Raw genomic sequence first — 23,132 nt, forward strand, 5'->3', positions numbered from 1 at the left:
AGTCTCTAAAACGATCATTTAGCAGCCCTACATCGTCCCTACACTGAGGCGATGGACGAACGTCAGCTGCGGATCCTGCGGGAGCTCGGCGAATTGGGCAGCGTCACGGCGGTCGCCGAGGCGCTGCTGGTGACGCCGTCGGCGATCTCCCAGCAGCTACGGCTGCTGCAGCGCGCGATCCCCGTGCCGCTCACCGAGCGCCAGGGGCGACGGCTGGTGCTCACCGACGCCGGGCAGGCGCTGGCGGGTGCGGCCGTGGAGGTGGAGACGGCGCTGGCACGCGCACGGCACACCGTCGAGGAGTTCGTCGGACGGCCTGACGGCGAGGTGTCGGTGGCGGCGTTCCACAGCGCGGGCGCCGCGTTCTTCCCGCCACTGCTGCGCGCGCTGGCCGGCCCGGGCAAGCCGGTGCCGAGGCTGGCCGACGAGGACGTACCGCAGGAGGACTTCCCCCGGCTCACCCGGGAGTACGACATCGTCCTGGCCCACCGTCTGGACCACGCCCCGCCCTGGCCGGACACGGTGGCCACGACGACGCTGCTGCGCGAGCCGCTGGACGTGGCCATGCCCGCCGACCACCCCCTGGCCGCCAAGCGCCGCGTCACCCCGCGCGACGTGGCCGACGAGCCGTGGATCACCGTGCACGAGGGATTCCCGGTCCTGGCGACGATCGAGGCCATCGCCGCCGCGGCGGGCCGCAGGCTCCATCTCGCCCATCGCATCAACGAGTTCTCGGTGGTCGCCGAGGCCGTGGCCGCCGGGGGCGGCATCGCCCTGATGCCGCGCTGGACCACACGCCCGCATCCGGCGCTCGTGCTCCGGCCGCTCAGCGGAGCGCAGGCGCGACGCCACATCGACGCCCTGTACCGCCCCGAGCGCACGGCCCGCACAGCGGTCCGCACGGTCCTCGCGGAGCTACGCCGAGCGGCCCAGAGCATCCAGGTCAGAGGTTCTTAGGCGCTCAAAACGGATACCACCGCACGGCCTCGTCCCCCTCCCGGAGTGATGCCACCCGCCGCTCGAACTCGGCCAAGGCCTTCGGATTGCTCGCCGCATGCTGAGCCACCCACGCACAACTGGCCGTCTCCCGGGCGCCACGCAATACCGAACACCCCTCCCACTCCCGCACATCCCACCCATACGCCTCGGTGAAGGAGTCGTACGCCTCGTCGGGGAGCCCGTAGCGGTCGTGGGAAAGGGCCATCACCACCAGGTCATGCTCGCGCAGGTCCGCGGAGACCGTCTCCAGGTCGACCAGTACCGGCCCCTCCGGCCCCACATGCACATTGCGCGGCAGCGCGTCCCCATGGATCGGCCCCGGCGGCAGATGCGGCGTCAGCGCCGCCGCCTCCGCGGCGAAACCGTCCCGCCGCTCCCGCAGATACGCCGCGTCATCGGGATCGATCGCGTCCCCCGCGAGCCGCAGCCAGCGTTCCACACCGCCCAGCAGATCGCGGGGCGGCAGAGCGAAGGAGGGCGCGGGCAGGGCGTGCACGACCCGTAGCAGTTCGGCCAAATCCCGCGGCTCGGGGGGCCGTACGGCCTCGGGCAGCCGGTGCCACACCGTCACCGGGTGCCCGTCGACCAGCAGGGGCTCGGGCTCGGCCGCCCGTACCGCCGGTACACCCGCCTCGGCGAGCCACAGCGCGATGTCCAGTTCGCGCCGCGCCCGGTCGAGGAGCTCGGCGTCGCGGCCCACCTTGACGACCAGGTCACCGGCGGCGAACACCGCGTTCTCGCCCAACGCGAGCAGCCGTGCCTCGCGGGCCGCGCCGGGCAGCACCCCCGCCGCGGCCAGTACGTCCCGAGCCCGTGCCTCGTCCATCGTCCGCCTCCGTCGTCCACGTCGTCCGCCGTCGTCCACGTCTGCCGCCGTCGGGTTCCGGCCATCCGCCGGTCAGTGTCGCATCGGCACAGGTCGGGCGGCGTGCGCGGTGCCTTGACGAGGCAGACCGCCTTCACGAGCATGACGTGGCCGGCCGAGCCGTCAAAGGGGCTGATTCCGTGACATTGGTGACCGAGGCTTCGCCACCGAGGAGACCGGCAGGCCGGGGGCCCGGCGGGGCCCGGCCCCGGCGGGTCGTCGACCACGGCGCCTGGTTCCTGGTGCTGCCCGCCCTGATCCCCATCCTCGTCCTCAGCGTCGGGCCGCTGCTGTACGGGATCCTGCTGGCCTTCACCGACGCCCAGTCGGGCCGCACCGAGCCCACCGAGTGGATCGGCGCCCTCAACTTCCGGGACCTGCTGCACGACACGCTGTTCTGGGAGTCGTTCCGGATCGGGCTGGTGTGGGCGGTCGGCGTGACCGTGCCGCAGTTCCTGCTGGCGCTGGGCCTCGCCCTGCTGCTCAACCAGGACCTGCGGCTGCGCTGGCTGGCCCGCGCCCTGGCGATCATCCCCTGGGCGATGCCCGAGGTCGTCGTCGGCATCATGTGGCGACTCGTCTACAACCCGGACGCGGGCATCCTCAACGAGACCCTGCGCGACGTCGGCCTGGGCGGCGGCCGCGACTGGCTGAGCGGGCTGGCCACCGCGCTGCCCGCCGTGATCGTCGTCGGCGTCTGGGCGGGCATGCCCCAGACGACGGTCGCGCTGCTCGCCGGACTCCAGAACACCCCGCGCGAACTCCACGAGGCGGCGGCGGTCGACGGCGCGAGCGCCTGGCGCCGCTTCCGCACGGTCACCTGGCCCGCCCTCAGGCCCATCGCCCTGGCCATCACCGCACTCAACCTGATCTGGAACTTCAACTCCTTCGCCCTGGTCTACGTCCTCACCAGCGGCGGCCCGGGCGGCCGGACCCGCCTGCCCATGCTCTTCGCCTACGAAGAGGCCTTCCGCTACGGGCAGTTCGGTTACGCGGCGGCGATGGGCTGCGTGATGGTGGCCGTGATCTCGATCGCCCTGGCCGTCTTCCTCGCCGGCCGCCTCAGGGGAGGTGACGACGCGTGAGGACCAGCCGCCCGGCCCGCGTCGGCCAGTACACCGCGCTGCTCGCGTATCTCGCCTTCCTCGCCCTCCCGTTCCTCTGGCTGGTCTCCACCGCGTTCAAGCCGCCGCGCGAGCTGGGCAGCCTCCACCCGACCTGGATTCCGAACGACCCCACCCTCGCCAACTTCCGGCAGGCCTTCGACGAACAGCCGCTGCTGCACGCCGCCCTCAACTCCCTGCTCGCCGCGCTCGCAGCGGCCGTCGTCGCCGTGCTGATCGCGACACCGATGGCCTACGTCGTCGCCCGGCGCCGCACCCGGCTCACCAAGGCGGTAACGGGCTGGGTGGTGGTCAGCCAGGCGTTCCCGTTCGTGCTGCTGATCATCCCGCTGTTCCTCGTACTGAAGGACCTCCGCATGATCAACTCCGTGCCGGGGCTGGTGCTGGTGTACGTGGTGTGGGCGCTGCCGTTCGCGCTGTGGATGCTCGCCGGGTACGTGCGGGCCGTACCGCCCGAGCTGGAGGAGGCCGCCGCGGTCGACGGGGCGGGACGAGTGCGGACGCTGGTGTCGGTGACGGCGCCGCTGCTCGCGCCGGGCATCGTGGCGACCGCGCTGTTCGCGTTCATCACCGCGTGGAACGAGTTCTTCTTCGCGCTCGTGCTGCTCAAGACCCCTCAGAAGCAGACCCTTCCGGTGGTGCTCACCCATTTCATCGGCGCCGAGGGCGTCGCCGACCTCGGCCCGCTCGCGGCGGCCGCGTTCCTCGCGACGCTGCCCTCGCTGGTCGTCTTCGCGATCATCCAGCGGCGGATCACGGGCGGCATGCTCACCGGGGCGGTGAAGAGCTGATGCGCGCACGCCTGCTGGCCCTCGTCCTCCTGCTGCTGCTCGCCGGCTGCTCTTCCGGCGGCACCCGCGACGACGGCCGCGTCACCCTGCGCTTCCAGTCCCTGGCCTGGCAGAAGGAGTCGGTCGAGGCCAACAAGGACCTGGTGAAGGAGTGGAACGCCACCCACCCGGACGTCCGGGTCGAGTACGTCCAGGGCAGCTGGGACAGCGTCCACGACCAGCTCCTCACCGCCTTCGAGGGCGGCGAGGCACCCGACATCATCCACGACGCCTCCGACGACCTCGCAGACTTCGCCTACGGCGGCTACCTCGCCGACCTCACCGGTCTGCTGCCCGCCCGGCTGAAGTCGGACATCCCGCAGCGCAGTTGGGAGACGACCACCTTCGGGGGCGGCATCTACGGCGTGCCGTTCCTCCAGGAGCCGCGCGTGCTGATCGCCAACGCGACATGGCTCAGGCGGTCCGGCGTACGGATCCCGACCCCCGAGAAGCCGTGGAGCTGGCCCGAGTTCCGCCGGATCACCGAACAGCTCAGCGGCCGGGGGAAGTACGGCATCGCCTGGCCCCTGAAGGAACCGGTCTCCGCCACGCTCAACCTCTCCCTGTCGGCGGGCGGACAGCTCTTCCACCGCGGGGCCGACGGCAAGGTGACGGTCCGGTTCGAGGCGGCCGACCAGGTGGTGCCGCGCACCATCCACGCCCAGGCCGGCACCGACCGCAGCGCCTCGCCCACGACCCTGGGCAGCGGCGGCTCCGACACCCTGCCCGGCTTCTTCGGCGGCAGATACGCGATGGTCCCGCTCGGCTTCTCCTACCGCCAGCAGATCGTGCAGCAGGCCCCGAAGGGCTTCGCATGGCAGGTGCTGCCCGCCCCGGCCGGCGCCGGGGGACTCACCCAGGGCGTCAGCCCGCAGACCCTCTCCGTCGCCGAGGACTCCCCGCACAAGAAGGAGGCAGCCGCCTTCATCGACTTCTTGCTGAGGCCGGAGAACATGGTCCGCCTCGCCCTCGGCGACTGGATGCTGCCGACCGGCACCCGGGCGCTGAACGACCCGGCCCTGCGCACACCCGAGCACGGCTGGGCCACGGGCACGGCGCTCGCCGCCCATCTGCGCCCGGCGCCCGCACAGACCGTACGGGGCTACCCCGAGTGGAAGGACAAGGTGGCGACCCCGGCCCTCCAGGAGTACTACAGCGGGGCGATCGGCATCCGCGAGCTGCGCCAACGCCTGGAGGAGGACGGCAACCTGGTGCTGGCGCGCTACCAGCGCTGAGCCCCGGCGAAATTCCGTTGTGCGTCGTCACCGGCAGCGCCTAGCGTGCTGCCCGTGGGAATCAACGCGATCTACATCTCCGGTCACGGCCGGGGCTGCGCACACGCCGCACGCGTGCGCCGCGGCCCCGGAGCCCTGACCGGCCCGGGGAGCCACGCCCGCTGAGCCTCTGAGCCCGGCGTCTCACGTCTCCTCTCTCCTCTGTCTTCCGGTCGGGGCCTTCGGCTGCCCTCACACCCTCACGGAAGACAAGGACCGCAGGCCATGGCCCGCCCCACCGCTACCTCCCGCGCGCTCTCGCAGAACTTCCTCGCCGACCGCACCACCGCCGAACGCTTCGCCCGGCTCGCCGCCCCGCAGGCCCGGCCGATCCCGCTGCTGCTCGAAGTCGGCGCGGGCAAGGGCGCGTTGACCACCCCGCTGGCGCGACGCTGCCGGGAGCTGCACGCGTACGAGATCGACCCGCGGCTCGTGCCCGTCCTGCGCAGCCGCTTCTCCGGCACCCCGCACGTGCGTGTCGTCGGCGGGGACTTCCTGGCCGCACACCCGCCGCGCACACCCTTCTCCGTCGCCGGGAACGTGCCGTTCTCCCGCACCGCGGCCGTCGTCGACTGGTGCCTGCGCGCTCCCGCCCTCACCGACGCCACGCTGCTCACCCAGCTCGAGTACGCCCGCAAACGCACCGGCGACTACGGCAGCTGGACGCTGCTGACGGTCCGGACCTGGCCCCGCTACGAGTGGCGGCTGCTGGGCCGCGTCGGCAGGCGCAGCTTCCGTCCCGTGCCGCGCGTGGACGCCGGGGTGCTGCGTATGGAACGGCGCGAGGCCCCGCTGCTCGACGCCGCCGGGTACCGGAGCTGGCGCCATCTGGTCGAGCTGGGCTTCTCCGGAGTCGGCGGCTCACTGCACGCGTCGCTGCGGCGGGCCCACCCCAGGCGGCGGGTGGACGCCGCGTTCCGGGCTGCGCGCCTGGACTCGGGTGTGCTGGTGGGCGAGGTGGCGCCCGAGCGGTGGCTGCGCCTGCACGAGGAGCTGACCTGCTGAAACCCAAAAGAGTTGCACGAGACGTCTCGTCTCGCATACGGTCGGGCGCATGACCAGTCGCGTTCATATCGCCATGTTCTCCATCGCTGCCCACGGCCACGTGAACCCGAGTCTGGAGGTGATCCGCGAGCTCGTGGCGCGCGGCCACCGCGTGACGTACGCGATCCCGCCGGCCCTAGCGGAGAAGGTCGCGGACACCGGTGCCGAGGTGAAGCCGTGGCACTCGACGCTGCCCTCGCCCGACGACGACCCGGAGGCCTGGGGGAGCACACTGCTGGACAACGTGGAACCGTTCCTCGACGACGCGATCCAGGCCCTCCCGCAGCTGATCGAGGCGTACGAGGGCGACGAGCCGGACCTCGTGCTGTACGACATCAGCTCGTACCCGGCCCGCGTGCTCGCGCACCGCTGGGGTGTCCCGGCGGTCTCCCTGTCGCCGAACATCGTCGCCTGGGAGGGGTACATGGAGGAGGTCTGGGAGCCGATGTGGGCGGAGCCCAGGCAGACCGAGCGAGGCCGCGCCTACTACGCCCGCTTCCAGGCCTGGCTGGAGGAGAACGGGATCACCTGGCACCCCGACCGGTTCGCGGCCGATCCCGCTCGCTCCGTCGTCCTGATCCCCAGGGCGCTCCAGCCGAACGCGGACCGGGTCGACGAGACCGTGCACACCTTCGTCGGCGCCTGCCAGGGCGACCGCACCGCCGAGGGTGACTGGCAGCGCCCGGCAGGGGCCGAGAAGGTCGCGCTCGTCTCGCTCGGGTCCGCCTTCACCAAGCAGCCCCGCTTCTACCGCGAGTGCGTCAGGGCGTTCGGCGACCTGCCCGGCTGGCACCTGGTGCTCCAGGTCGGCAAGCACGTCGATCCCGCCGAGCTCGGGGAGATCCCCGCGAACGTCGAGGTGCGCTCCTGGGTGCCGCAGCTGGCGATCCTGAAGCAGGCCGACCTGTTCGTCACGCACGCCGGCGCGGGCGGCAGTCAGGAGGGCCTGGTCACGGCCACGCCGATGATCGCCGTACCGCAGGCGGTGGACCAGTTCGGCAACGCCGACATGCTCCAGGGCCTCGGCGCCGCCCGGCACCTTCCCATGGAGGAGGTGACCGCCGAGGCCCTGCGCGAGGCGGCCCTCGCCCTCGTCGGCGACCCGGAGGTCGCCCGCCGCCTGAAGGAGATCCAGGCGGAGACGGCCCGGGAGAGCGGCACCCGGCGCGCGGCCGACCTCATCGAGGCCGAACTGCCCGCTCGCCAGGGATAGTCGGGGCGGCCGTCACCCGCCGGTCCGTCATACCGCGACGGCCTGGCGGGTGAGGGTCATGCGGGCGTGGCCGAGCGCGGCGTCCATGCGCGCCGCCTGCCCCTGGGTGAACATCTCGCTCTCCTCGGCTGTGTGGATCCTGGGCAGGAGGTTGTGCCCCGCCGTGACCGGTGAGTAATTTACGGGGCTCGGGCAGCCGCCCACCGGCCGTCGTGCCCACCCCCACGGGGCACGACGGCCGCCTTAGGGTGTGCGGATGACGACGTATGCGGCACTGTTGCGCGGAATCAACGTGGGCGGCAGCAGAAAGGTCCCGATGGCGGAGCTGCGCACCCTCCTGGCAGGCCTCGGCTACGAGGACGTACGGACGTACCTCCAGAGCGGCCAGGCCGTGTTCGCCTCCGGCCACGGCGACGAGGAGTCGCTGGCCGCCGAGATCACGCACGCCATCGAGAAGCACTTCGGTTTCGGCGTCGACGCGATCGTGCGCGACCACGCCTATCTGAAGGCGATCGTCGACGCCTGCCCGTTCCCGGCCGCCGACCTGGAGCCCAAGCAACTCCACGTCACCTACTTCTCCGCCCCCGTGTCCCCCGAGCGCTTCGCGGAGATCGACGAATCCGCCTACCTCCCCGAGGAGTTCCGCCTCGGCGACCGCGCCCTGTACCTGTACGCCCCGAACGGCCTGGGCCGCTCCAAGCTGGCCGAACACCTCGCGAAGCCGCGCATCAACAAGGGGATCATCGCCACGACCCGCAACTGGAACACCGTCGTCAAGCTGATGGAGCTGACGGATGCCTGAACACGACCCGGCCGTCGAGGCCGCCATCGACGGCGAGCTGGCGCTGCTCGACCCGGACGTGCGCCGCTCGCCCGAGCGGGTCGTGGCGCTGCTGCACCCCGACTTCCACGAGTTCGGCGCCTCCGGGCGGCACTGGAGCCGGGCCGCCATCATCGCCGCCCTGGCCGAGACCACCGACCTCGAGACCGCGCCTGTCGTCACCTCCCGGGTGCACGGCGTACAGCTGGCCCCCGACCTCGTCCACCTCACCTTCGACACCGAGCACGACGGCAGACGCGCGCACCGGAGTTCGCTGTGGCGGCGGACGGAGGACGGGTGGCTGCTCTACTTCCACCAGGCCACGCCGTTCAGCGAGCGGCGAGAGTGACCTTCCGGTCGCCGAGGTAGGTCGTGTACGACGTGATCTCGGCCGGGACGGCCAGTGGCGGGTCCTCGCAGGGCCGGGCCGGGCCGTCCTGGGAGCCGGCCGCGTCGGCCGCCGCCAGTTCGTGCTCGGTGAGCGGCACGCGGCCGAGGAACTGCGGACCCCAGCCGTCCCAGGGGAGCAGCTCGACGCCGTTGACGGCGGCCAGGTCGCGCACCACGTTGCCCCACACGAACCACAGCCCCCGCAGCCGGTCGACGCCGCTGAGCCCGAAGTCCATCGGGTCCGCCCGCCCCTCGCGGCAGGCCCGCCAGGCCTGCCCGGCCACGAGGAAGCGGTCCCTCGGCACGTCCACGGGGTCGAACGGCACGTCGTACCCGTGGTGGACCTGAGCGTCGGCCAGGCGCCATCGCCCCTGCGGCGTGCGGTACTCGGTCACCCAGTGGTCCTCGTGGAATCCGTCGACGAGGTACGTCGCGAAGCCGCAGCGCAGCCGCGCGGGCGTCCCCGTCGCACGCAACAGCGAGCACAGCAGCAGCGAGAAGTCCCGGCACGTGCCCACGAACCGCTCCTTCGGCGCCCGCCGTTCGGTGAGCGGGGCGTCACCGCGCTCCCGCAGGATCCTCAGGATCTCCGTGACATAGCGCGACTCGGCGTCGTGGTGCAGCCGCGCCTCGGGAACGGAGTATCCGAACAGCTCTCCCTCACCTCGATGGAGGATCACGTTCCGTACCAGACCGGCGAGTTCCCCCGGGTCACGCGGCAGACCGCTCGTGTCCAGGTCACCGGGATCGCTGTACGGCGTCTGCCTCAGGTAGTCGTCCATGCCCCGGACCCTCGCCCCTGCCCCAGGGGCAAGGTCAACGACACCGGACGTTTGGCCGAATCACCCCCACACGAACCGGGGCCTTGGCACGGTAGGACCATGACGAGCACCGATGACCAGGCGACTCCATCCGGTCGTACGACGGCCGTCCAGGCCATGCGCGGCGCGGCGGCGCAGCTTGCCGAACTGCTCGGCACGGCCCCCGACTCCGTCACCGCCGTCCGCCCGACCCCCGACGGCTGGACGGCCGACGTCGAGGTCGTGGAGCTGGAGCGGGTCCCCGACACCATGACCATCATGGCGACCTACCAGGTCACCCTCGACCTGGAGGGCCGGCTCCTGGGCTACGAACGGGTGCGCCGGTACGCCCGCGGCCAGCTGGATCGAGGGCGGTAGCACTCGACCCGCGCTCCTGTCGACTTCCCTCCGCGGGACCCGTTTTCGGTGTGTGCGTGAACGCGCCCGCCGCCACTGCCGTACCTACGGGCGGCACGAGAACGAGTCTCGCGAGAGGAATCGCACCGTGACCGTCATGACACAGACCGGCGGGATGCAACCCGCCGCCACCTCCAGCGGGTCGGGAACCGGCGGCCTCTTCGACATCCTCGAACTGATCCTGGACCGCGGGCTCGTGATCGACGTGTTCGTCCGTGTCTCCCTGGTCGGCATCGAGATCCTGAAGATCGACATACGCATCGTCATCGCGAGCGTCGACACCTACCTCCGCTTCGCCGAGGCCTGCAACCGCCTCGACCTGGAGGCCGGCCGCAAGGCCCCCGACAAGCTCACCGACATCGTCGGCAACCTCGTCGAGAGCGGCGCCCGGGGCAAGACCAGCGGCGCGATCGGCGGCGCCATCGACGCGATCGGCGACATCTTCGACCGCGACGACAAGGACGCCAAGGAGGAAGAGCGGTGAGCGGCGTCTACGTCTACGCCGTCACCCGCTCCGACCACCCCCTGCGGCTCGACGGCCTGCGCACCGTCGGTGGAACCGACGACCCCCCGCGCGTCGTCGTCCACGGCCCGCTCGCCGCCGTGGTCAGCCCCGCACCCCCCGACCTGCGTCCCAAACGGCGCGACCTCGCCGCCCACCAGGAACTCCAGGAACGGCTCATGGCCGACGGGTCGGTCCTGCCCATGAGATTCGGACTGCTCGCCCCCGACGACACCGCCGTCAGGACGGCGTTGGAGGAGCGCGGCCAGGACTACGCCCGACGGCTCGGCGAACTGCACGGCACCGCCGAGTTCAACCTCAAGGCCGCCCGCGACCAGGACGACCTGCTGCGCGAGGTGCTCGACGAGTCCGAGGAGGCCCGCCGGCTCAACCGGCGCACCCGTGACGGCACCGGCGGCTACGAGGACCGCCTCGCCCTCGGCGAGCTGGTGGCCCGGCAGGTCGACGCCCGGCAGCGGCGGCAGGCCGACGAGATCGTCGGGCGGCTGTCCGGACTGGCCAGGTCCAGTGTCGTGGCGGACCCGTCCAAGGACGACTTCCTCAACGTGTCGTTCCTCGTCGAACACGCCCGCGCCGAGGAGTTCACCACGGCCGGCCGGCGCCTGGCCCAGGACTACGGCGACGCCTACGACTTCCGGCTGCGCGGCCCACTGCCCCCCTACAGCTTCGCCGCCTGACCATGGGCCTGCTCACCGGCATCCTCACCCTCCCGCTCGCGCCCCTGCGCACCACCCTCTGGGCCGCCGAGCAGCTACAGGCAGCCGCCGAGGCGCAGTACTACGACCCGGCCCCCGTCCGGCAGGCCCTCGTCGACCTGGAACGGGCCCTGCTGGAGGGACGCATCGACGAGGAGGAGTACGACCGCCGCGAGGACGAACTGCTGGACCGACTCGACGAGATCAACGCCCGGAGACGAGCCTGACGACCATGACCCATCCGGCAGCAGGCGGACTCACCGGACCGCCCCGCCTTCCCTCCCCCTACGACCACGGGCCCGGCGCCCAGAGCGCCAACCTCGCCGACATCCTCGAACGCGTCCTCGACAAGGGCGTGGTCATCGCCGGCGACATCCGGATCAACCTGCTCGACATCGAACTGCTCACCATCAAGCTGCGCCTGCTCGTCGCCTCGGTCGACAAGGCGAAGGAGATGGGCATCGACTGGTGGGAACACGATCCCTCCCTCTCCTCCCGGGCCGCCCGCCCCGAGCGGTCCCTGGCCGACGAGAACGCACGACTGCGCGCCGAGATCGCCGCCCTCAAAGCGGCCGACAGGAGACCGGAGCCATGAGCGACCCGAGCCTCGTCTACGCCTACGCCGTCCTGCGCCGCACCCCCGAGGCCGCCGCGGCGGTGTCGGACCTGCGCGGGGTAGCCGCCGACCCGATACACCTGGTGGAACCCACGGACCCCACCTCCCAGCTGGCCTTCGCCGTCGGCCACGTCCCGGCCGCCGACTACGACGAGGCACCCCTCAAGGCCCACCTCGACGACCTGGACTGGCTGGAGTCCACGGTCCGGTCCCACCACGCCGTGGTCGGCGCGCTCGTCGCCTGCGGCGCCCCCGTCCTGCCCCTGCGCCTGGCCACCGTCTATCCCGACGAGGACCACGCCCGGCAGGCCCTCGACACCCGCCGCGCGTACTTCCTGTCCCTCCTGGACCGCCTCACCGGCCACGTCGAACTCGGCGTCAGGATCTACGCCACACCCGACATCACCCCACCCGAGCCGGACACCGAAGCCGGACCGGAAACACCCACCGGCCTCGGTGCCGGCCGCGCCTACCTGTCGATCCGCCGCCGCAGACAACGCAGAAACGAGGAAGCCTGGCGCACGGTCGTCCAGGCCGCCGCACACCTCACCCGGACGGCCGGCACCCTCGCCGTCGACCGCGTCGCACACACCCCGCAACGCGGCAGCCTCGCGGGCCCGGCCCCCGGCACCAACGTCGGCAACGACGCGTACCTCGTCCGCGCCGACCGCGTCGACGCCTTCCGCACCGGCGTACTGGCGGCCGCCGAGGGCATCCCCGGCCTCCGCGTCGAAGTCACCGGCCCCTGGGCCCCCTACTCCTTCGCACTCCGGCCGGAGCCGGTCATGGGCCCGTCGGAGACCCTGCTCTGACGGCCACACCCGGGCCGGCTCCCTCTTGGGAACGGCCACGAAGTCCACGGCATGATGCCTCGGATGGACCCGACGAACGGCATATCGGACCGGCCCCGAACAGGCTGGGGAGTTTTCACCCGCCGGGATTTCCGCCTGCTCTGGGTGGGCGAGACGGTGAGTGGGTTGGGCAACAGCATCACCGTGGTGGCGTTGCCACTGATCGCGGTCGTGGTGCTGGACGCCAACTCCACCGCTGTCGGCCTGATCGCCGCAGCGGTGTGGCTGCCCTGGCTGGTGGTGGGTTTGCCCGTAGGCGCGTGGGCGGACCGAACGCGCAAACGCCCACTGATGATCGCGTGCGATCTGGTCTCCGCCGCGACGCTGGTGAGCATTCCACTGGCGGCGTCGCTCGACGCGCTCACCTTCCCCCACATGGTCGCAGCCGCATTGATATGCGGCACCGCGGCGGTGTGCTTCAACACCGCCTACCACTCGTACATCCGGATCGTGCTCGACGGACGCGACCTCCTGGAAGGCAACGCCAAGCTGCAGGGCAGCGAGGCCGCCACCCAGGTCGCCGGGCCGGGGGCGGCGGGGCTGCTCGCCCAGGCGTTCGGCGCGGTCACCGCGCTCGTCGCCGATGCGGTGACGTTCCTGGTCTCCGCGGTCTGCCTGAAGCGGATCAGGGTGGTCGAGCCGGACCGCTCTCCCGACGAGGCACGCGCCCCTCTCCGCCAACAGATCATGGAAGGGCTCCGCTTCGTGGGCCGGGACCGGTACCTGCGGCCGATGGTCACCTGGGGCGCCCTGATCAACATGGCGTTGATGGGCTACCAGGCGGTCCAAGTCGTGTTCCTGGTCCGCACCGTCGGACTGAACCCGGCCATGGTCGGGCTGCTGCTGACCAGCAGCAGTACGGGCGGCATCGTCGGCGCACTGGTGGCCACGAGGGTCAGCCGGCGGTTCGGCACCGCGCGCGGGCTGCTCCTCCTGCAGGTGGTCACCGCGCCGTTCGCGCTGCTGTTGCCCATGACCACGGCGGGGCCGGGGCTGCTGCTGTTCGCCATGGGCGCCTTCCTCGTCGGCACAGGCATCTCCGTGGCCAACATCGTGGTCGGCAGCTTCCGGCAGACCTACTGCCCGCCGCACATGCTCGGCCGGGTCGTGGCGACGGCCATGATGATCAACCACAGCACCATCCCGCTCGGATCCCTGCTCGGCGGAGTGCTCGGCGACGCGGTCGGCTACCGGCCGGCCATGTGGATCATGACGGGTATCGTCGCGCCCTCCTGGCTCATCCTCGTCATGAGCCCGATGCGCCGCGAACACGACCTTCCCCGGACCCACGAACCGGAACACCGGGGCCCAGGCCGGAGCAGCTGAGGTGGACGATCACGGCGAGTATGGCCCTCCGGCAAAACGGAGCCCGTGCGTTCAGGCGCTCACAGCCGCCAACGCCGGCACCCGAGCCGCCTCGTACCGCTCCAGCACGACCCGGGCCACCTCCGGCGCCGGCCCCAGTACATCCGCCAGGACGTCCGCCTCCGCCGCGCCCCGGGCGATGCGGTCCGGGAGGAAGCCGGGGGCGAGGACGTAGGGGGCGACCGCCACCCGGGAGCAGCCGAGGGAGCGGAGCTCCCGGACGGCGTCCTGCGTGCGGGGGAGGGATGCGGAGGCGAACGCAGGTCGCACGGCGCACCAACCGGTGTGCCGCCACTCCCGCGCGATTTCTGCGATCACTGCGATCGCCTCCGGGTCGGTGGACCCCGCCGAGGCCAGCACGACCCCGGTCGAGGGCTTGTCGGCGGGGGACAGGCCCGCCTCGTACAGGCGTCGCTCCAGGGCGGACAGCAACAGGGGGGAGGGGCCAAGGACTTCCGCCTGGCGGATACGGAGCTGCGGGGGAGCGTCCGCGAGGACCGCCGGGATGTCCGCCTTCGCGTGGAAGGCCCGGGTCAGCAGGAGGGGGAGGGCCACGACGTCACGGACGCCCTGGACCGCCAGGGACTCCAGCACCCCCTGCACCGAGGGCACGTTGAAGTCCAGGAAGCCCGTCTCCACGCGTACGTCGGGGCGCAGGGAGCGGACCCGGCGTACCAGGGCGTGCACCGTCGCGGCGTGCCGCGGATCGCGGCTGCCGTGGGCGATGACGAGGAGAACAGGCTTGTTGGTCATGGGACTTCAGCTCTTCACCAGCAGGCCGCGGTTGCGCAGCACCCACCGCTCCAGCGGGCTGAAGATGAGCAGGTCGATGGCGATGCCGACGATGAGGATGAGGAGGATCGCTTCGAAGACCATGGCCATGTCGCTGGCGTTGCGGCCGTTTTCCAGGAGCTGGCCGAGGCCGACGCCGAGGTCGGGGAAGGAGGCGATGATCTCGGCGGCCATCAGGGAGCGCCAGGAGAAGGCCCAGCCCTGCTTCAGACCGGCGACGTAGCCGGGCAGGGCGGCCGGGAGGACGATGTGCCAGGTGTGCTTCAGGCCGGTCGCGCCGAGGGTGCGGCCCGCGCGGAGGAAGAGCGGCGACACCTGGTCGACGCCCGAGACCAGGCCGTTGGCGATGGACGGCACCGCGCCGAGCAGGATCACCGCGTACATCATCGAGTTGTTCAGGCCCAGCCAGATGACCGCCGGGGGGACCCAGGCGACCGAGGGCAGGGACTGCAGGCCGGACAGGATCGGGCCGAGGGCCGCGCGGATGAATTTCACGCGGGCCACGAGCAGGCCCAGGGGGGTGCCGATGATCAGCGCGAAGCAGAAGCCGAGCAGGCCGCGCGAGACGCTGGTCCAGATGTAGCCGAGCAGTTCGCCCTGGAGCCATGCGGTGTGGACGACGTCCCACACCGCCGACGGCGCGGGCAGCTTCGTGGGGTCGTCGACGATCTTGAAGGAGACCAGGGCCTGCCAGGCGGCCAGGACGAGGGCGACGGCGAGGACGGGCGGCAGGATCTTCTCGGTGAAGGTCTGCCGGAACGGCTTGCGGCCGGTCTGCACCGTCTCCAGCGCGTCGAGGCCGGCCTCCAGTCCGGCGAGATCGCTGCCGTCCTTGGCGACGGTCGTCGAATCAGTGCTGGCCATGACGGCGGATCTCCCCACGCAGTTCTTCGGTGATCTCGACGGACAGCTCCGCCACGGCGGTGTCCTCGATGCGGCGCGGGTGCTCGATGTCCACGCTCCACTCGCGGGCGATGCGACCCGGGCGGGAGGACAGCAGCACCACACGCTGGGCGAGGCGGACGGCCTCGCGCACGTTGTGCGTGACGAACAGGACGGACAACTGCGTCTCGCGCCAGATACGGGTCAGCTCGTCGTGCAGCACATCGCGGGTGATGGCGTCGAGCGCGGCGAACGGCTCGTCCATCAGCAGCAGCTTGCTCTCCTGCGCGAGCGCACGCGCCATCGCCACGCGCTGGCGCATCCCGCCGGACAGTTCGTGCACGCGCTTGCGGTGGGCGCCCTTGAGGCGGACGAGTTCGAGCAGTTCCTCGGCCCGCTCCCGGCGCTCCGCCTTCGGCACGCCCCGGAGCTTCAGGGCGAGTTCGATGTTCTTGCCCGCACTCAGCCACGGGAAGAGCGCGTGCTCCTGGAACATCAGCGCCGGGCGGCCGTCGGTGGTGATGTCGCCGGCCGAGGGCCGGTCCAGGCCGGCCACCAGGTTGAGCAGGGTGGACTTGCCGCAGCCCGAGGCCCCCAGGAGGGTGACGAACTCGCCGGGGGCGACATCGAGGGTGATGTCGTCCAGGACGAGCTGCTGCCCGGCGGGGCCCGGGAACGACTTCGAGACGTGGGCGATCCGGGCGGCGTGGGTGGCCGTCTCGGTGCCGTCGGCGGCCTTGGCGAGGGTCGTGGCCATGGTCGTCACCTCCTGGGAACGGGTCGGGATGCGGGCTTAACTGACGCCGAGACCGGCGTCGTCGACCGTGGGCTCGCCCTCGGCCTTGAGGACCTTGTTCAGCGGCGCGAGGTCGTAGATGCCCTTCAGATCCGGCTTCTCCAGCAGCCCGGCCTTCACGGCGTGCTCCGCCTCGGTGTTGAGGGTGGAGGCCAGCGGGTCGTCGGTGAACTGGATCGACTTCCACGCCGGGTCCAGCACATCGGCGGGCAGCGCCTTGCCGGAAGAGTCCGCCAGCTGCTCGTTCGCTGCCGCCTTCGCCTCATCGGGGTGGGCGTTGATCCACTTGTTGGTCTCGACCGAGCCCTTGAGCACGGCCTCGACGACCTTCGGGTGCTTCTTCAGGAAGTCCTGGCGCACGATGATGTTCGTGATCACGAACTTCTTGTCCGGCCACAGCGACGCCTCGTCGAGGAGCACCTTGCCGCCCTCGGCGACCAGCTTCGACGCGGTCGGCTCCGGCACCCAGGCACCGTCGATCGAGCCGGACTTGTAGGCGTCCGGGGTGACCTTGTTGTCGCTGCGGACGACCGTGACGTCACCCTTGCCGCTCTGCGGGTCGATCTTCCAGCCCTGGTCGGCGGCCCAGTTGAGGAACGCCACGTCCTGGGTGTTGCCGAGCTGCGGGGTCGCGATCCGCTTGCCCTTGACGTCCTTCAGCGACTTGATCTTGTCCGGGTTGACCACCAGCTTCACACCGCCGGACGCCGAACCACCGATGATGCGCAGGTTCTTGCCGTCGGACTTGACGTAGCCGTTGATCGCCGGGGAGGGGCCGATCCAGCCGATGTCGATGGAGCCGGAGTTGAGGGCCTCGATCTCGGAGGGCCCCGCGTTGAAGATCGCGGGCTCGACCCTGGTGGCGCCGAGGGCCTTCTGGAAGAAGCCCTTCCGCATGCCCACGAGCGCGGTGCCGTGGGTCAGGTTGTCGAAGTAACCGATCTTGACGGTGTCGAGACCCTCGATCTTCTTCGCCCCGGCGGCGATCTTCGCCGCGCCGTCGTCCTTGGGCTGGGAGCCGTAGCCGCACGCGGCCAGCGTGAGCAGGGGCAGCGCGGCCAGCACCGCGAAGGATCGGCGCAGAACGGATGATGCAGGCACGGGAGGGTCCTCTCGGAGGCCCGGCGGTCACGTCTCTCAGGTCGTGGCCGGGACGGCAGGTTTTCGTCTACGGCGGTGGGGGGTGCGGGCGCGCGAGCGGTGCGCGTACGTCAGCGCACACATCGCGCCACTCCGCCCTGCCCGCTGCCGAGAGCACCGCTGCCGACGCGGCCGCCCTCCTTCGCGAACATCGAGTAGAAGTCGGGGGAGTTCATGTCAGAAGTCCCACCCGTCGTCCTCGGACTCGTCCTTGACCGGCTCGGGGGCGGCGAAGGACTCGCCGACCATGCCCGCGGTCAGTGTCGTGCCGTCATTGGGGTCGATCAGGATGAACGAGCCGGTGCGCCGCGAGTCCGCGTAGGAGTCGACCGGCAGCGGCTCGGCGGTACGGATCTTCACCCGGCCGATGTCGTTGGCGGCGAGCTGTCCCGGGTGCGGGTGCAGGGACAGGTCGTCCAGCGTGAGACGGGAGGGGATGTCCTTCACGATCGCCTTGACCGTGCGCGTGCCGTGCTTGAGCAGCACCCGGTGGCCGACGGTCAGCGGGGCGTCGGCGACGTGGCAGACGGTGGCTTCGATGTCCTGGGTGGTCGGGGGCGCGTCCTTGGTCGGCACGATCAGGTCGCCGCGCGAGATGTCGATGTCGTCCTCCAGCAGGAGGGTCACCGACTGCGTCGTCCACGCCACGTCGACCGGCTCGCCCAGCAGGTCGATGCCGGAGATCTTCGAGGTGCGGCCCGACGGCAGCACCGTGACCTCCTCGCCGACGTGGAAGGAACCGGCCGCGATCTGCCCTGCGTAGCCCCGGTAGTCGGGGTGGTCGGCGCTCTGCGGCCGGATCACGTACTGCACGGGCAGCCGGGCGTGGCAGTGGCTCAGGTCGTGCGCGACCGGGACCGTCTCCAGGTGCTCCAGCACGGTCGGGCCGCCGTACCAGTCCATGTTCGCGGACGCGTCAACGACGTTGTCGCCGACCAGGGCGGAGATCGGGATCGCGGTGACCTCGGGGACGCCCAGCTCGGTCGCGTACGCCGTGAACTCCTCGGCGATCGCGGCGAACACCTTCTCGTCGTAGCCGACGAGGTCCATCTTGTTCACGGCGAGGACCGCGTGCGGGACGCGCAGCAGGGCGGCGATCGCGGCGTGCCGGCGGGTCTGCTCGACCACCCCGTTGCGGGCGTCGACCAGGATCACCGTCAGCTCGGCCGTCGAGGCACCGGTGACCATGTTCCGCGTGTACTGCACGTGGCCGGGGGTGTCGGCCAGGATGAACCGGCGCCGGGGCGTGGCGAAGTAGCGGTAGGCCACGTCGATGGTGATGCCCTGCTCGCGCTCGGCCCGCAACCCGTCCGTCAGCAGCGCCAGGTCCGGCGCCTCCTGCCCCCGGCTGGCCGACGCCCGCTCCACCGCCTCCAGCTGATCGGTCAGAACCGACTTGGAGTCGTGCAGCAGCCGGCCCACCAGGGTGGACTTGCCGTCGTCGACGGAACCGGCGGTGGCGAACCGCAGCAGCGTGGTGGCCGAGAGCTCCTCGGTCGTGATCGTGCTCATCTCTAGAAGTACCCCTCGCGCTTGCGGTCTTCCATCGCGGCCTCGGACATCTTGTCGTCGGCGCGGGTGGCGCCGCGCTCCGTCAGCCGGGAAGCGGCGATCTCCACGATCACCTTCTCGATCGTATCGGCCTCGGAGTCGACCGCGCCGGTGCAGGACATGTCCCCCACCGTGCGGTAGCGCACCAGGCGCTTCTCCACCGTCTCGCCGTCCTTCGGCCCGCCCCAGTCACCGGCCGTCAGCCACATACCGCTGCGCTTGAACACCTCGCGCTCGTGCGCGTAGTAGATCTCCGGCAGTTCGATGCCCTCGCGGGCGATGTACTGCCACACGTCCAGCTCGGTCCAGTTCGACAGCGGGAACACGCGCACGTGCTCGCCCGGGGCGTGCCGGCCGTTGTAGAGGTTCCACAGCTCGGGGCGCTGCCGGCGCGGATCCCACTGCGAGAACTCGTCCCGCAGCGAGAACACCCGCTCCTTGGCCCGGGCCTTCTCCTCGTCCCGCCGGCCGCCGCCGAAGACCGCGTCGAAACGCTCCTGCTGGATCTTCTCCGTCAGCGGCACCGTCTGCAGCGGGTTGCGCGTACCGTCCGGGCGCTCCTTGAGGACACCCCGGTCGATGTAGTCCTGCACCGAGGCGACATGGAGCCGCAGCCCGTGCCGGGCCACCGTGCGGTCTCGGTAGTCGATGACCTCGGGGAAGTTGTGCCCGGTGTCCACATGCAGCAGCGAGAACGGCACCGACGCCGGCCGGAACGCCTTCAACGCCAGATGCAGCATGACGATCGAGTCCTTGCCACCGGAGAACAGAATCACCGGCCGCTCGAACTCACCCGCCACCTCACGGAAGATGTGCACCGCCTCGGACTCGAGGGCGTCGAGGTGGGAGAGCGCGTACGGGCTGTCGGTCTCCTCGGAAACCGTCGCGGCGGTCGTCATGCCAGTCCCCTTTCGCTGAGCAGGGCGTACACGGACGCCGCGGACTCCTGCACGGTCTGGTTCTGCGACTCGATGCGCAGATCGGGCGACTCGGGCGCCTCGTACGGGTCGTCGACCCCGGTGAGCCCCGTGAGCTCGCCCGCGGCCTGCTTGGCGTACAGGCCCTTCACGTCCCGCTCGCTGCACACCTCGACCGGGGTCGCCACGTGGATCTCCACGTACGCGGTGCCGTTCGCCTGGTGCCGCTTGCGCACCGCCTCGCGGCTGTCCTGGTACGGCGCGATCACCGGGACGAGGGCGAGCACGCCGTTGCGGGCGAGCAGTTCGGCGACGAAGCCGATGCGCTGCACGTTGGTGTGCCGGTCCTCGCGGCTGAAGCCGAGGCCCGCCGAGAGGAACTCGCGGATCTCGTCGCCGTCGAGCACCTCGACGCGGTGGCCCTCGGCGCGCAGCCGGCCGGCCAGCTCGTGGGCGATGGTGGTCTTGCCGGCACTCGGCAGACCCGTGAGCCAGACGGTGGCTCCGGTCGTCACGTCGGTCTCCTGAATCGTCTGAGTCGTCTGAGTCTGAGGCGGCGTCATCCGTGCAGCCCGCACTCGGTCTTGCTGCGGCCCGCCCAGCGGCCGGCGCGCGCGTCCTCGCCCTGAAGGACCCGGCGGGTGCAGGGGGCGCAGCCGACGGAGGCGTAGCCGTCCATCAGCAGCGGGTTCGTCAGGACGCCGTGTTCGGTGACGTACGCGTCCACGTCGTCCTGGCTCCAGCGGGCGATCGGGGAGATCTTGACCTTCTGGCGCTTGTCGTCCCAGCCGACCACCGGGGTGTTCGCCCGGGTCGGGGACTCGTCGCGGCGCAGACCGGTCGCCCAGGCCTGGTAGTCCTTCAGGCCTCGCTCCAGAGGCTCGACCTTGCGCATGGCGCAGCACAGGTCGGGGTTGCGGTCGTGCAGCCTGGGCCCGAACTCCGCGTCCTGCTCGGCGACCGTCTGGCGCGGCGTGAGCGTGATGACGTTGACGTCCATCACGGCGTCGACCGCGTCACGGGTGCCGATGGTCTCCTCGAAGTGGTAGCCGGTGTCGAGGAAGACGACGTCGACGCCGGGCATCGCGCGGGAGGCCAGGTGGGCGACGACCGCGTCCTCCATCGAGGAGGTCACGCAGAAGCGCTTGCCGAAGGTCTCGGCCGCCCACTGGAGGATCTCCAGCGCGGAGGCGTCCTCCAGGTCGCGGCCCGCCTGTTCGGCGAGCGCCTTGAGATCCTCGGTCGTGCGCTGGTCCTGAACCGTGGTCATATCTTCGCCCCTCCGGGGTCGGATCGCTTCAGCCCCTGGGCCAGCAGCCCGAGGAACTTCAGCTGAAAGGCTCGGCTGCACGCCGCGCATTCCCACGCGCCGTGGCCCTCCTCGTTCGGACGCAGGTCCTCGTCGCCGCAGTAGGGGCAGTAGAACGGGGCCGCACGTTCGCTCATGAGAGGGCCTCCTCGCTGGCCCGGGCCGCCCAGGCGGCGAACCGCTCGCCGTCCTCGCGCTCCGCCTGGAACCGCTTCAGGACGCGCTCGACGTAGTCGGGCAGCTCCTCGGAGGTGACCTTCAGGCCGCGCACCTTGCGGCCGAAGCCGGCCTCCAGGCCGAGCGCGCCGCCCAGGTGCACCTGGTAGCCCTCGACCTGCTCGCCCTTGTCGTTGACGACCAGCTGGCCCTTGAGACCGATGTCCGCCACCTGGATACGGGCGCAGGCGTTCGGGCAGCCGTTGAGGTTGATGGTGATCGGCTCGTCGAAGTCCGGCATACGGCGCTCCAGCTCGTCGATGAGCTGCGAGCCGCGCTGCTTGGTCTCGACGATGGCCAGCTTGCAGAACTCGATGCCGGTGCAGGCCATGGTGCCGCGCCGGAACGAGGACGGCCGGGCGGTCAGGTCGAGCGCCTCCAGGCCCTCGACGAGCGACTCGACCTTGTCCTCCTCGACATCGAGGACGATCATCTTCTGCTCGACGGTGGTGCGCACCCGGCCGGAGCCGTGGGCCTGAGCGAGGTCGGCGATCTTCGTGAGCGTCGCGCCGTCGACGCGTCCCACGCGCGGGGCGAAGCCGACGTAGAAACGGCCGTCCTTCTGCCGGTGCACGCCGATGTGGTCGCGCCACTGCTGGACCGGCTGCTCGGGAGCGGGGCCGTCGACCAGCTGGCGCCCCAGGTATTCGTCCTCCAGCACCTGCCGGAACTTCTCCGCACCCCAGTCGGCGACCAGGAACTTGAGGCGGGCGCGCGTACGCAGACGCCGGTAGCCGTAGTCGCGGAAGATGCCGATCACGCCCGCCCAGACGTCCGGGACCTCCGTCAGCGGCACCCAGGCGCCGAGCCGGACGCCGATCTTCGGGTTGGTGGACAGACCGCCGCCGACCCACAGGTCGAAGCCCGGGCCGTGCTCGGGGTGGTGCACACCGACGAACGCGACGTCGTTGATCTCGTGCGCCACGTCGAGCAGCGGCGATCCGGAGATCGCCGTCTTGAACTTGCGCGGCAGGTTGGAGAACTCCTTGCTGCCGATGTACCGACGGTGGATCTCGTCGATGGCGGAGCTGCCGTCGATGATCTCGTCCTCGGCGATGCCCGCGACCGGCGAGCCGATGACCACGCGGGGCGTGTCACCGCAGGCCTCGGTGGTGGACAGGCCGACCGCCTCCAGTCGGTTCCAGATCTCGGGCACGTCCTCGATCCGGATCCAGTGGTACTGGACGTTCTGCCGGTCCGTGATGTCGGCGGTGCCGCGGGCGAACTCCTGCGAGATCTCGCCGATCACCCGCAGCTGCTGCGTGGTGAGACGGCCGCCGTCGATGCGGACGCGCAGCATGAAGTACTCGTCGTCCAGCTCCTCCGGCTCCAGGACCGCCGTCTTGCCGCCGTCGATCCCGGGGCGGCGCTGGGTGTACAGGCCCCACCAGCGCATCCGGCCGCGCAGGTCGTTCGGGTCGATCGAGTCGAAGCCCCGCTTGGAGTAGATCGTCTCAATGCGTGTCCGCACATTGAGACCGTCGTCGTCCTTCTTGAACTGCTCGTTGCCGTTGAGCGGGGTGTGGTGCCCCGCGGCCCACTGACCCTCACCGCGGTGACGGCTCACCTTGCGGCGGGGAGTCGCGGCGGCAGGCTTCTGCGGGGTGGCGGCCATGGTTGATACGTCCTTCGGGACAGGCGGGAAAGCGGCTCTGACCTGCGCGCGGGCGCATGGGCATACGTGCGCGTCTTTGCGCAGGGAT

26 protein-coding genes and 1 pseudogene are annotated in these 23,132 nt (G+C 71.1%); 15 read left to right on the forward strand and 12 right to left on the reverse strand.

Features of this window, described 5'->3' with window-relative positions; translation table 11 throughout:
* Nucleotides 1-51 precede the first annotated feature (51 nt).
* Nucleotides 52-957 carry a LysR family transcriptional regulator gene (locus PV963_RS35400; protein WP_274820542.1) on the forward strand — a complete coding sequence of 302 codons (906 nt, stop codon included), beginning with the start codon at nucleotides 52-54 and terminating at the stop codon, nucleotides 955-957.
* A gap of 4 nt (nucleotides 958-961) precedes the next feature.
* Here PV963_RS35400 and PV963_RS35405 read toward each other — a convergent pair whose 3' ends face one another.
* Nucleotides 962-1,825, reverse strand: coding sequence for a phosphotransferase enzyme family protein (locus tag PV963_RS35405; RefSeq protein WP_274820543.1), 864 nt, complete (start codon nucleotides 1,823-1,825; stop codon nucleotides 962-964).
* A gap of 179 nt (nucleotides 1,826-2,004) precedes the next feature.
* Between PV963_RS35405 and PV963_RS35410 the strand changes: the two genes are divergently transcribed.
* From PV963_RS35410 to PV963_RS35440, 7 genes and pseudogenes are all read left to right on the forward strand, one after another.
* Nucleotides 2,005-2,949 carry a carbohydrate ABC transporter permease gene (locus PV963_RS35410; protein WP_274820544.1) on the forward strand — a complete coding sequence of 315 codons (945 nt, stop codon included), beginning with the start codon at nucleotides 2,005-2,007 and terminating at the stop codon, nucleotides 2,947-2,949.
* Entirely contained in the window at nucleotides 2,946-3,779 is an 834-nt protein-coding gene (locus tag PV963_RS35415; RefSeq protein WP_274820545.1) for a carbohydrate ABC transporter permease, read from the forward strand. Before PV963_RS35410 ends, PV963_RS35415 begins: the two co-directional genes overlap by 4 nt.
* The gene (locus PV963_RS35420; RefSeq protein ID WP_274820546.1) at nucleotides 3,779-5,053 is read left to right on the forward strand and encodes an ABC transporter substrate-binding protein; all 1,275 of its coding nucleotides are present in this window, start codon (nucleotides 3,779-3,781) and stop codon (nucleotides 5,051-5,053) included. The genes PV963_RS35415 and PV963_RS35420 overlap by 1 nt, the downstream gene beginning before the upstream one ends.
* 264 nt (nucleotides 5,054-5,317) lie before the next feature.
* A complete protein-coding gene (gene erm(O), locus PV963_RS35425) occupies nucleotides 5,318-6,097 on the forward strand; it encodes a 23S rRNA (adenine(2058)-N(6))-methyltransferase Erm(O) (protein WP_274820547.1) in 780 nt (259 codons plus the stop codon).
* Between the two features lie 12 nt (nucleotides 6,098-6,109).
* Nucleotides 6,110-7,349 (forward strand): annotated as a pseudogene (gene mgt, locus PV963_RS35430) (macrolide-inactivating glycosyltransferase).
* Nucleotides 7,350-7,605: 256 nt separating this feature from the next.
* On the forward strand, nucleotides 7,606-8,151 hold the full coding sequence (locus PV963_RS35435) for a DUF1697 domain-containing protein (RefSeq protein ID WP_274820548.1): 546 nt from the start codon (nucleotides 7,606-7,608) through the stop codon (nucleotides 8,149-8,151).
* Complete coding sequence (locus PV963_RS35440) at nucleotides 8,144-8,518, forward strand: DUF4440 domain-containing protein (protein WP_274820549.1); 375 nt, start codon at nucleotides 8,144-8,146, stop codon at nucleotides 8,516-8,518. Before PV963_RS35435 ends, PV963_RS35440 begins: the two co-directional genes overlap by 8 nt.
* On the opposite strand, the gene PV963_RS35445 is transcribed toward PV963_RS35440, so the two are convergent.
* A complete protein-coding gene (locus tag PV963_RS35445; protein ID WP_274820550.1) occupies nucleotides 8,499-9,341 on the reverse strand; it encodes a transglutaminase-like domain-containing protein in 843 nt (280 codons plus the stop codon). The two genes, PV963_RS35440 and PV963_RS35445, sit on opposite strands and share 20 nt — an antisense overlap.
* Before the next feature lie 99 nt (nucleotides 9,342-9,440).
* Between PV963_RS35445 and PV963_RS35450 the strand changes: the two genes are divergently transcribed.
* The 7 genes from PV963_RS35450 to PV963_RS35480 all read left to right on the forward strand — a co-directional run bounded on the left by PV963_RS35450 (nucleotide 9,441) and on the right by PV963_RS35480 (nucleotide 13,787).
* Nucleotides 9,441-9,737, forward strand: a complete 297-nt coding sequence (locus PV963_RS35450; RefSeq protein ID WP_274820551.1) for a gas vesicle protein — start codon at nucleotides 9,441-9,443, stop codon at nucleotides 9,735-9,737.
* Between the two features lie 136 nt (nucleotides 9,738-9,873).
* Complete coding sequence (gvpJ, locus tag PV963_RS35455; RefSeq protein ID WP_274820552.1) at nucleotides 9,874-10,260, forward strand: gas vesicle protein GvpJ; 387 nt, start codon at nucleotides 9,874-9,876, stop codon at nucleotides 10,258-10,260.
* Nucleotides 10,257-10,976: a GvpL/GvpF family gas vesicle protein gene (locus PV963_RS35460; RefSeq protein WP_274820553.1), complete on the forward strand. Its 720-nt coding sequence runs from the start codon at nucleotides 10,257-10,259 to the stop codon at nucleotides 10,974-10,976. Before gvpJ ends, PV963_RS35460 begins: the two co-directional genes overlap by 4 nt.
* 2 nt (nucleotides 10,977-10,978) lie before the next feature.
* Nucleotides 10,979-11,221 (forward strand): gas vesicle protein GvpG, encoded by a 243-nt coding sequence (locus tag PV963_RS35465; RefSeq protein ID WP_274820554.1) that lies wholly within the window; start codon nucleotides 10,979-10,981, stop codon nucleotides 11,219-11,221.
* A gap of 5 nt (nucleotides 11,222-11,226) precedes the next feature.
* Nucleotides 11,227-11,589, forward strand: coding sequence for a gas vesicle protein (locus PV963_RS35470; RefSeq protein ID WP_274820555.1), 363 nt, complete (start codon nucleotides 11,227-11,229; stop codon nucleotides 11,587-11,589).
* A complete protein-coding gene (locus PV963_RS35475) occupies nucleotides 11,586-12,422 on the forward strand; it encodes a GvpL/GvpF family gas vesicle protein (RefSeq protein ID WP_274820556.1) in 837 nt (278 codons plus the stop codon). Before PV963_RS35470 ends, PV963_RS35475 begins: the two co-directional genes overlap by 4 nt.
* A 63-nt stretch (nucleotides 12,423-12,485) precedes the next feature.
* Entirely contained in the window at nucleotides 12,486-13,787 is a 1,302-nt protein-coding gene (locus PV963_RS35480; RefSeq protein WP_274820557.1) for an MFS transporter, read from the forward strand.
* A gap of 51 nt (nucleotides 13,788-13,838) precedes the next feature.
* Here PV963_RS35480 and PV963_RS35485 read toward each other — a convergent pair whose 3' ends face one another.
* From PV963_RS35485 to PV963_RS35530, 10 genes are all read right to left on the reverse strand, one after another.
* Nucleotides 13,839-14,579 carry a sirohydrochlorin chelatase gene (locus PV963_RS35485; RefSeq protein ID WP_274820558.1) on the reverse strand — a complete coding sequence of 247 codons (741 nt, stop codon included), beginning with the start codon at nucleotides 14,577-14,579 and terminating at the stop codon, nucleotides 13,839-13,841.
* 6 nt (nucleotides 14,580-14,585) lie between these two features.
* Nucleotides 14,586-15,482 carry an ABC transporter permease gene (locus PV963_RS35490; protein ID WP_274820559.1) on the reverse strand — a complete coding sequence of 299 codons (897 nt, stop codon included), beginning with the start codon at nucleotides 15,480-15,482 and terminating at the stop codon, nucleotides 14,586-14,588.
* Nucleotides 15,469-16,257, reverse strand: coding sequence for an ABC transporter ATP-binding protein (locus PV963_RS35495; RefSeq protein ID WP_059416718.1), 789 nt, complete (start codon nucleotides 16,255-16,257; stop codon nucleotides 15,469-15,471). The genes PV963_RS35490 and PV963_RS35495 overlap by 14 nt, the downstream gene beginning before the upstream one ends.
* Before the next feature lie 36 nt (nucleotides 16,258-16,293).
* Complete coding sequence (locus PV963_RS35500) at nucleotides 16,294-17,397, reverse strand: aliphatic sulfonate ABC transporter substrate-binding protein (protein ID WP_274820560.1); 1,104 nt, start codon at nucleotides 17,395-17,397, stop codon at nucleotides 16,294-16,296.
* A 216-nt stretch (nucleotides 17,398-17,613) separates the two neighbouring features.
* Nucleotides 17,614-18,948, reverse strand: a complete 1,335-nt coding sequence (locus PV963_RS35505; protein WP_274820561.1) for a sulfate adenylyltransferase subunit 1 — start codon at nucleotides 18,946-18,948, stop codon at nucleotides 17,614-17,616.
* A gap of 2 nt (nucleotides 18,949-18,950) precedes the next feature.
* Complete coding sequence (gene cysD, locus PV963_RS35510; protein WP_274820562.1) at nucleotides 18,951-19,886, reverse strand: sulfate adenylyltransferase subunit CysD; 936 nt, start codon at nucleotides 19,884-19,886, stop codon at nucleotides 18,951-18,953.
* Nucleotides 19,883-20,419, reverse strand: a complete 537-nt coding sequence (cysC, locus tag PV963_RS35515; protein ID WP_086851630.1) for an adenylyl-sulfate kinase — start codon at nucleotides 20,417-20,419, stop codon at nucleotides 19,883-19,885. The genes cysD and cysC overlap by 4 nt, the downstream gene beginning before the upstream one ends.
* Before the next feature lie 44 nt (nucleotides 20,420-20,463).
* Entirely contained in the window at nucleotides 20,464-21,174 is a 711-nt protein-coding gene (locus PV963_RS35520) for a phosphoadenylyl-sulfate reductase (RefSeq protein WP_274820564.1), read from the reverse strand.
* The gene (locus tag PV963_RS35525) at nucleotides 21,171-21,350 is read right to left on the reverse strand and encodes a hypothetical protein (protein WP_274820565.1); all 180 of its coding nucleotides are present in this window, start codon (nucleotides 21,348-21,350) and stop codon (nucleotides 21,171-21,173) included. Before PV963_RS35525 ends, PV963_RS35520 begins: the two co-directional genes overlap by 4 nt.
* Nucleotides 21,347-23,044, reverse strand: coding sequence for a nitrite/sulfite reductase (locus PV963_RS35530; RefSeq protein ID WP_274820566.1), 1,698 nt, complete (start codon nucleotides 23,042-23,044; stop codon nucleotides 21,347-21,349). The genes PV963_RS35525 and PV963_RS35530 overlap by 4 nt, the downstream gene beginning before the upstream one ends.
* Nucleotides 23,045-23,132: the final 88 nt, after the last annotated feature.

Origin of the sequence: Streptomyces coeruleorubidus (assembly GCF_028885415.1) — a bacterium.
In the GTDB taxonomy this organism is placed as follows: domain Bacteria; phylum Actinomycetota; class Actinomycetes; order Streptomycetales; family Streptomycetaceae; genus Streptomyces; species Streptomyces coeruleorubidus_A.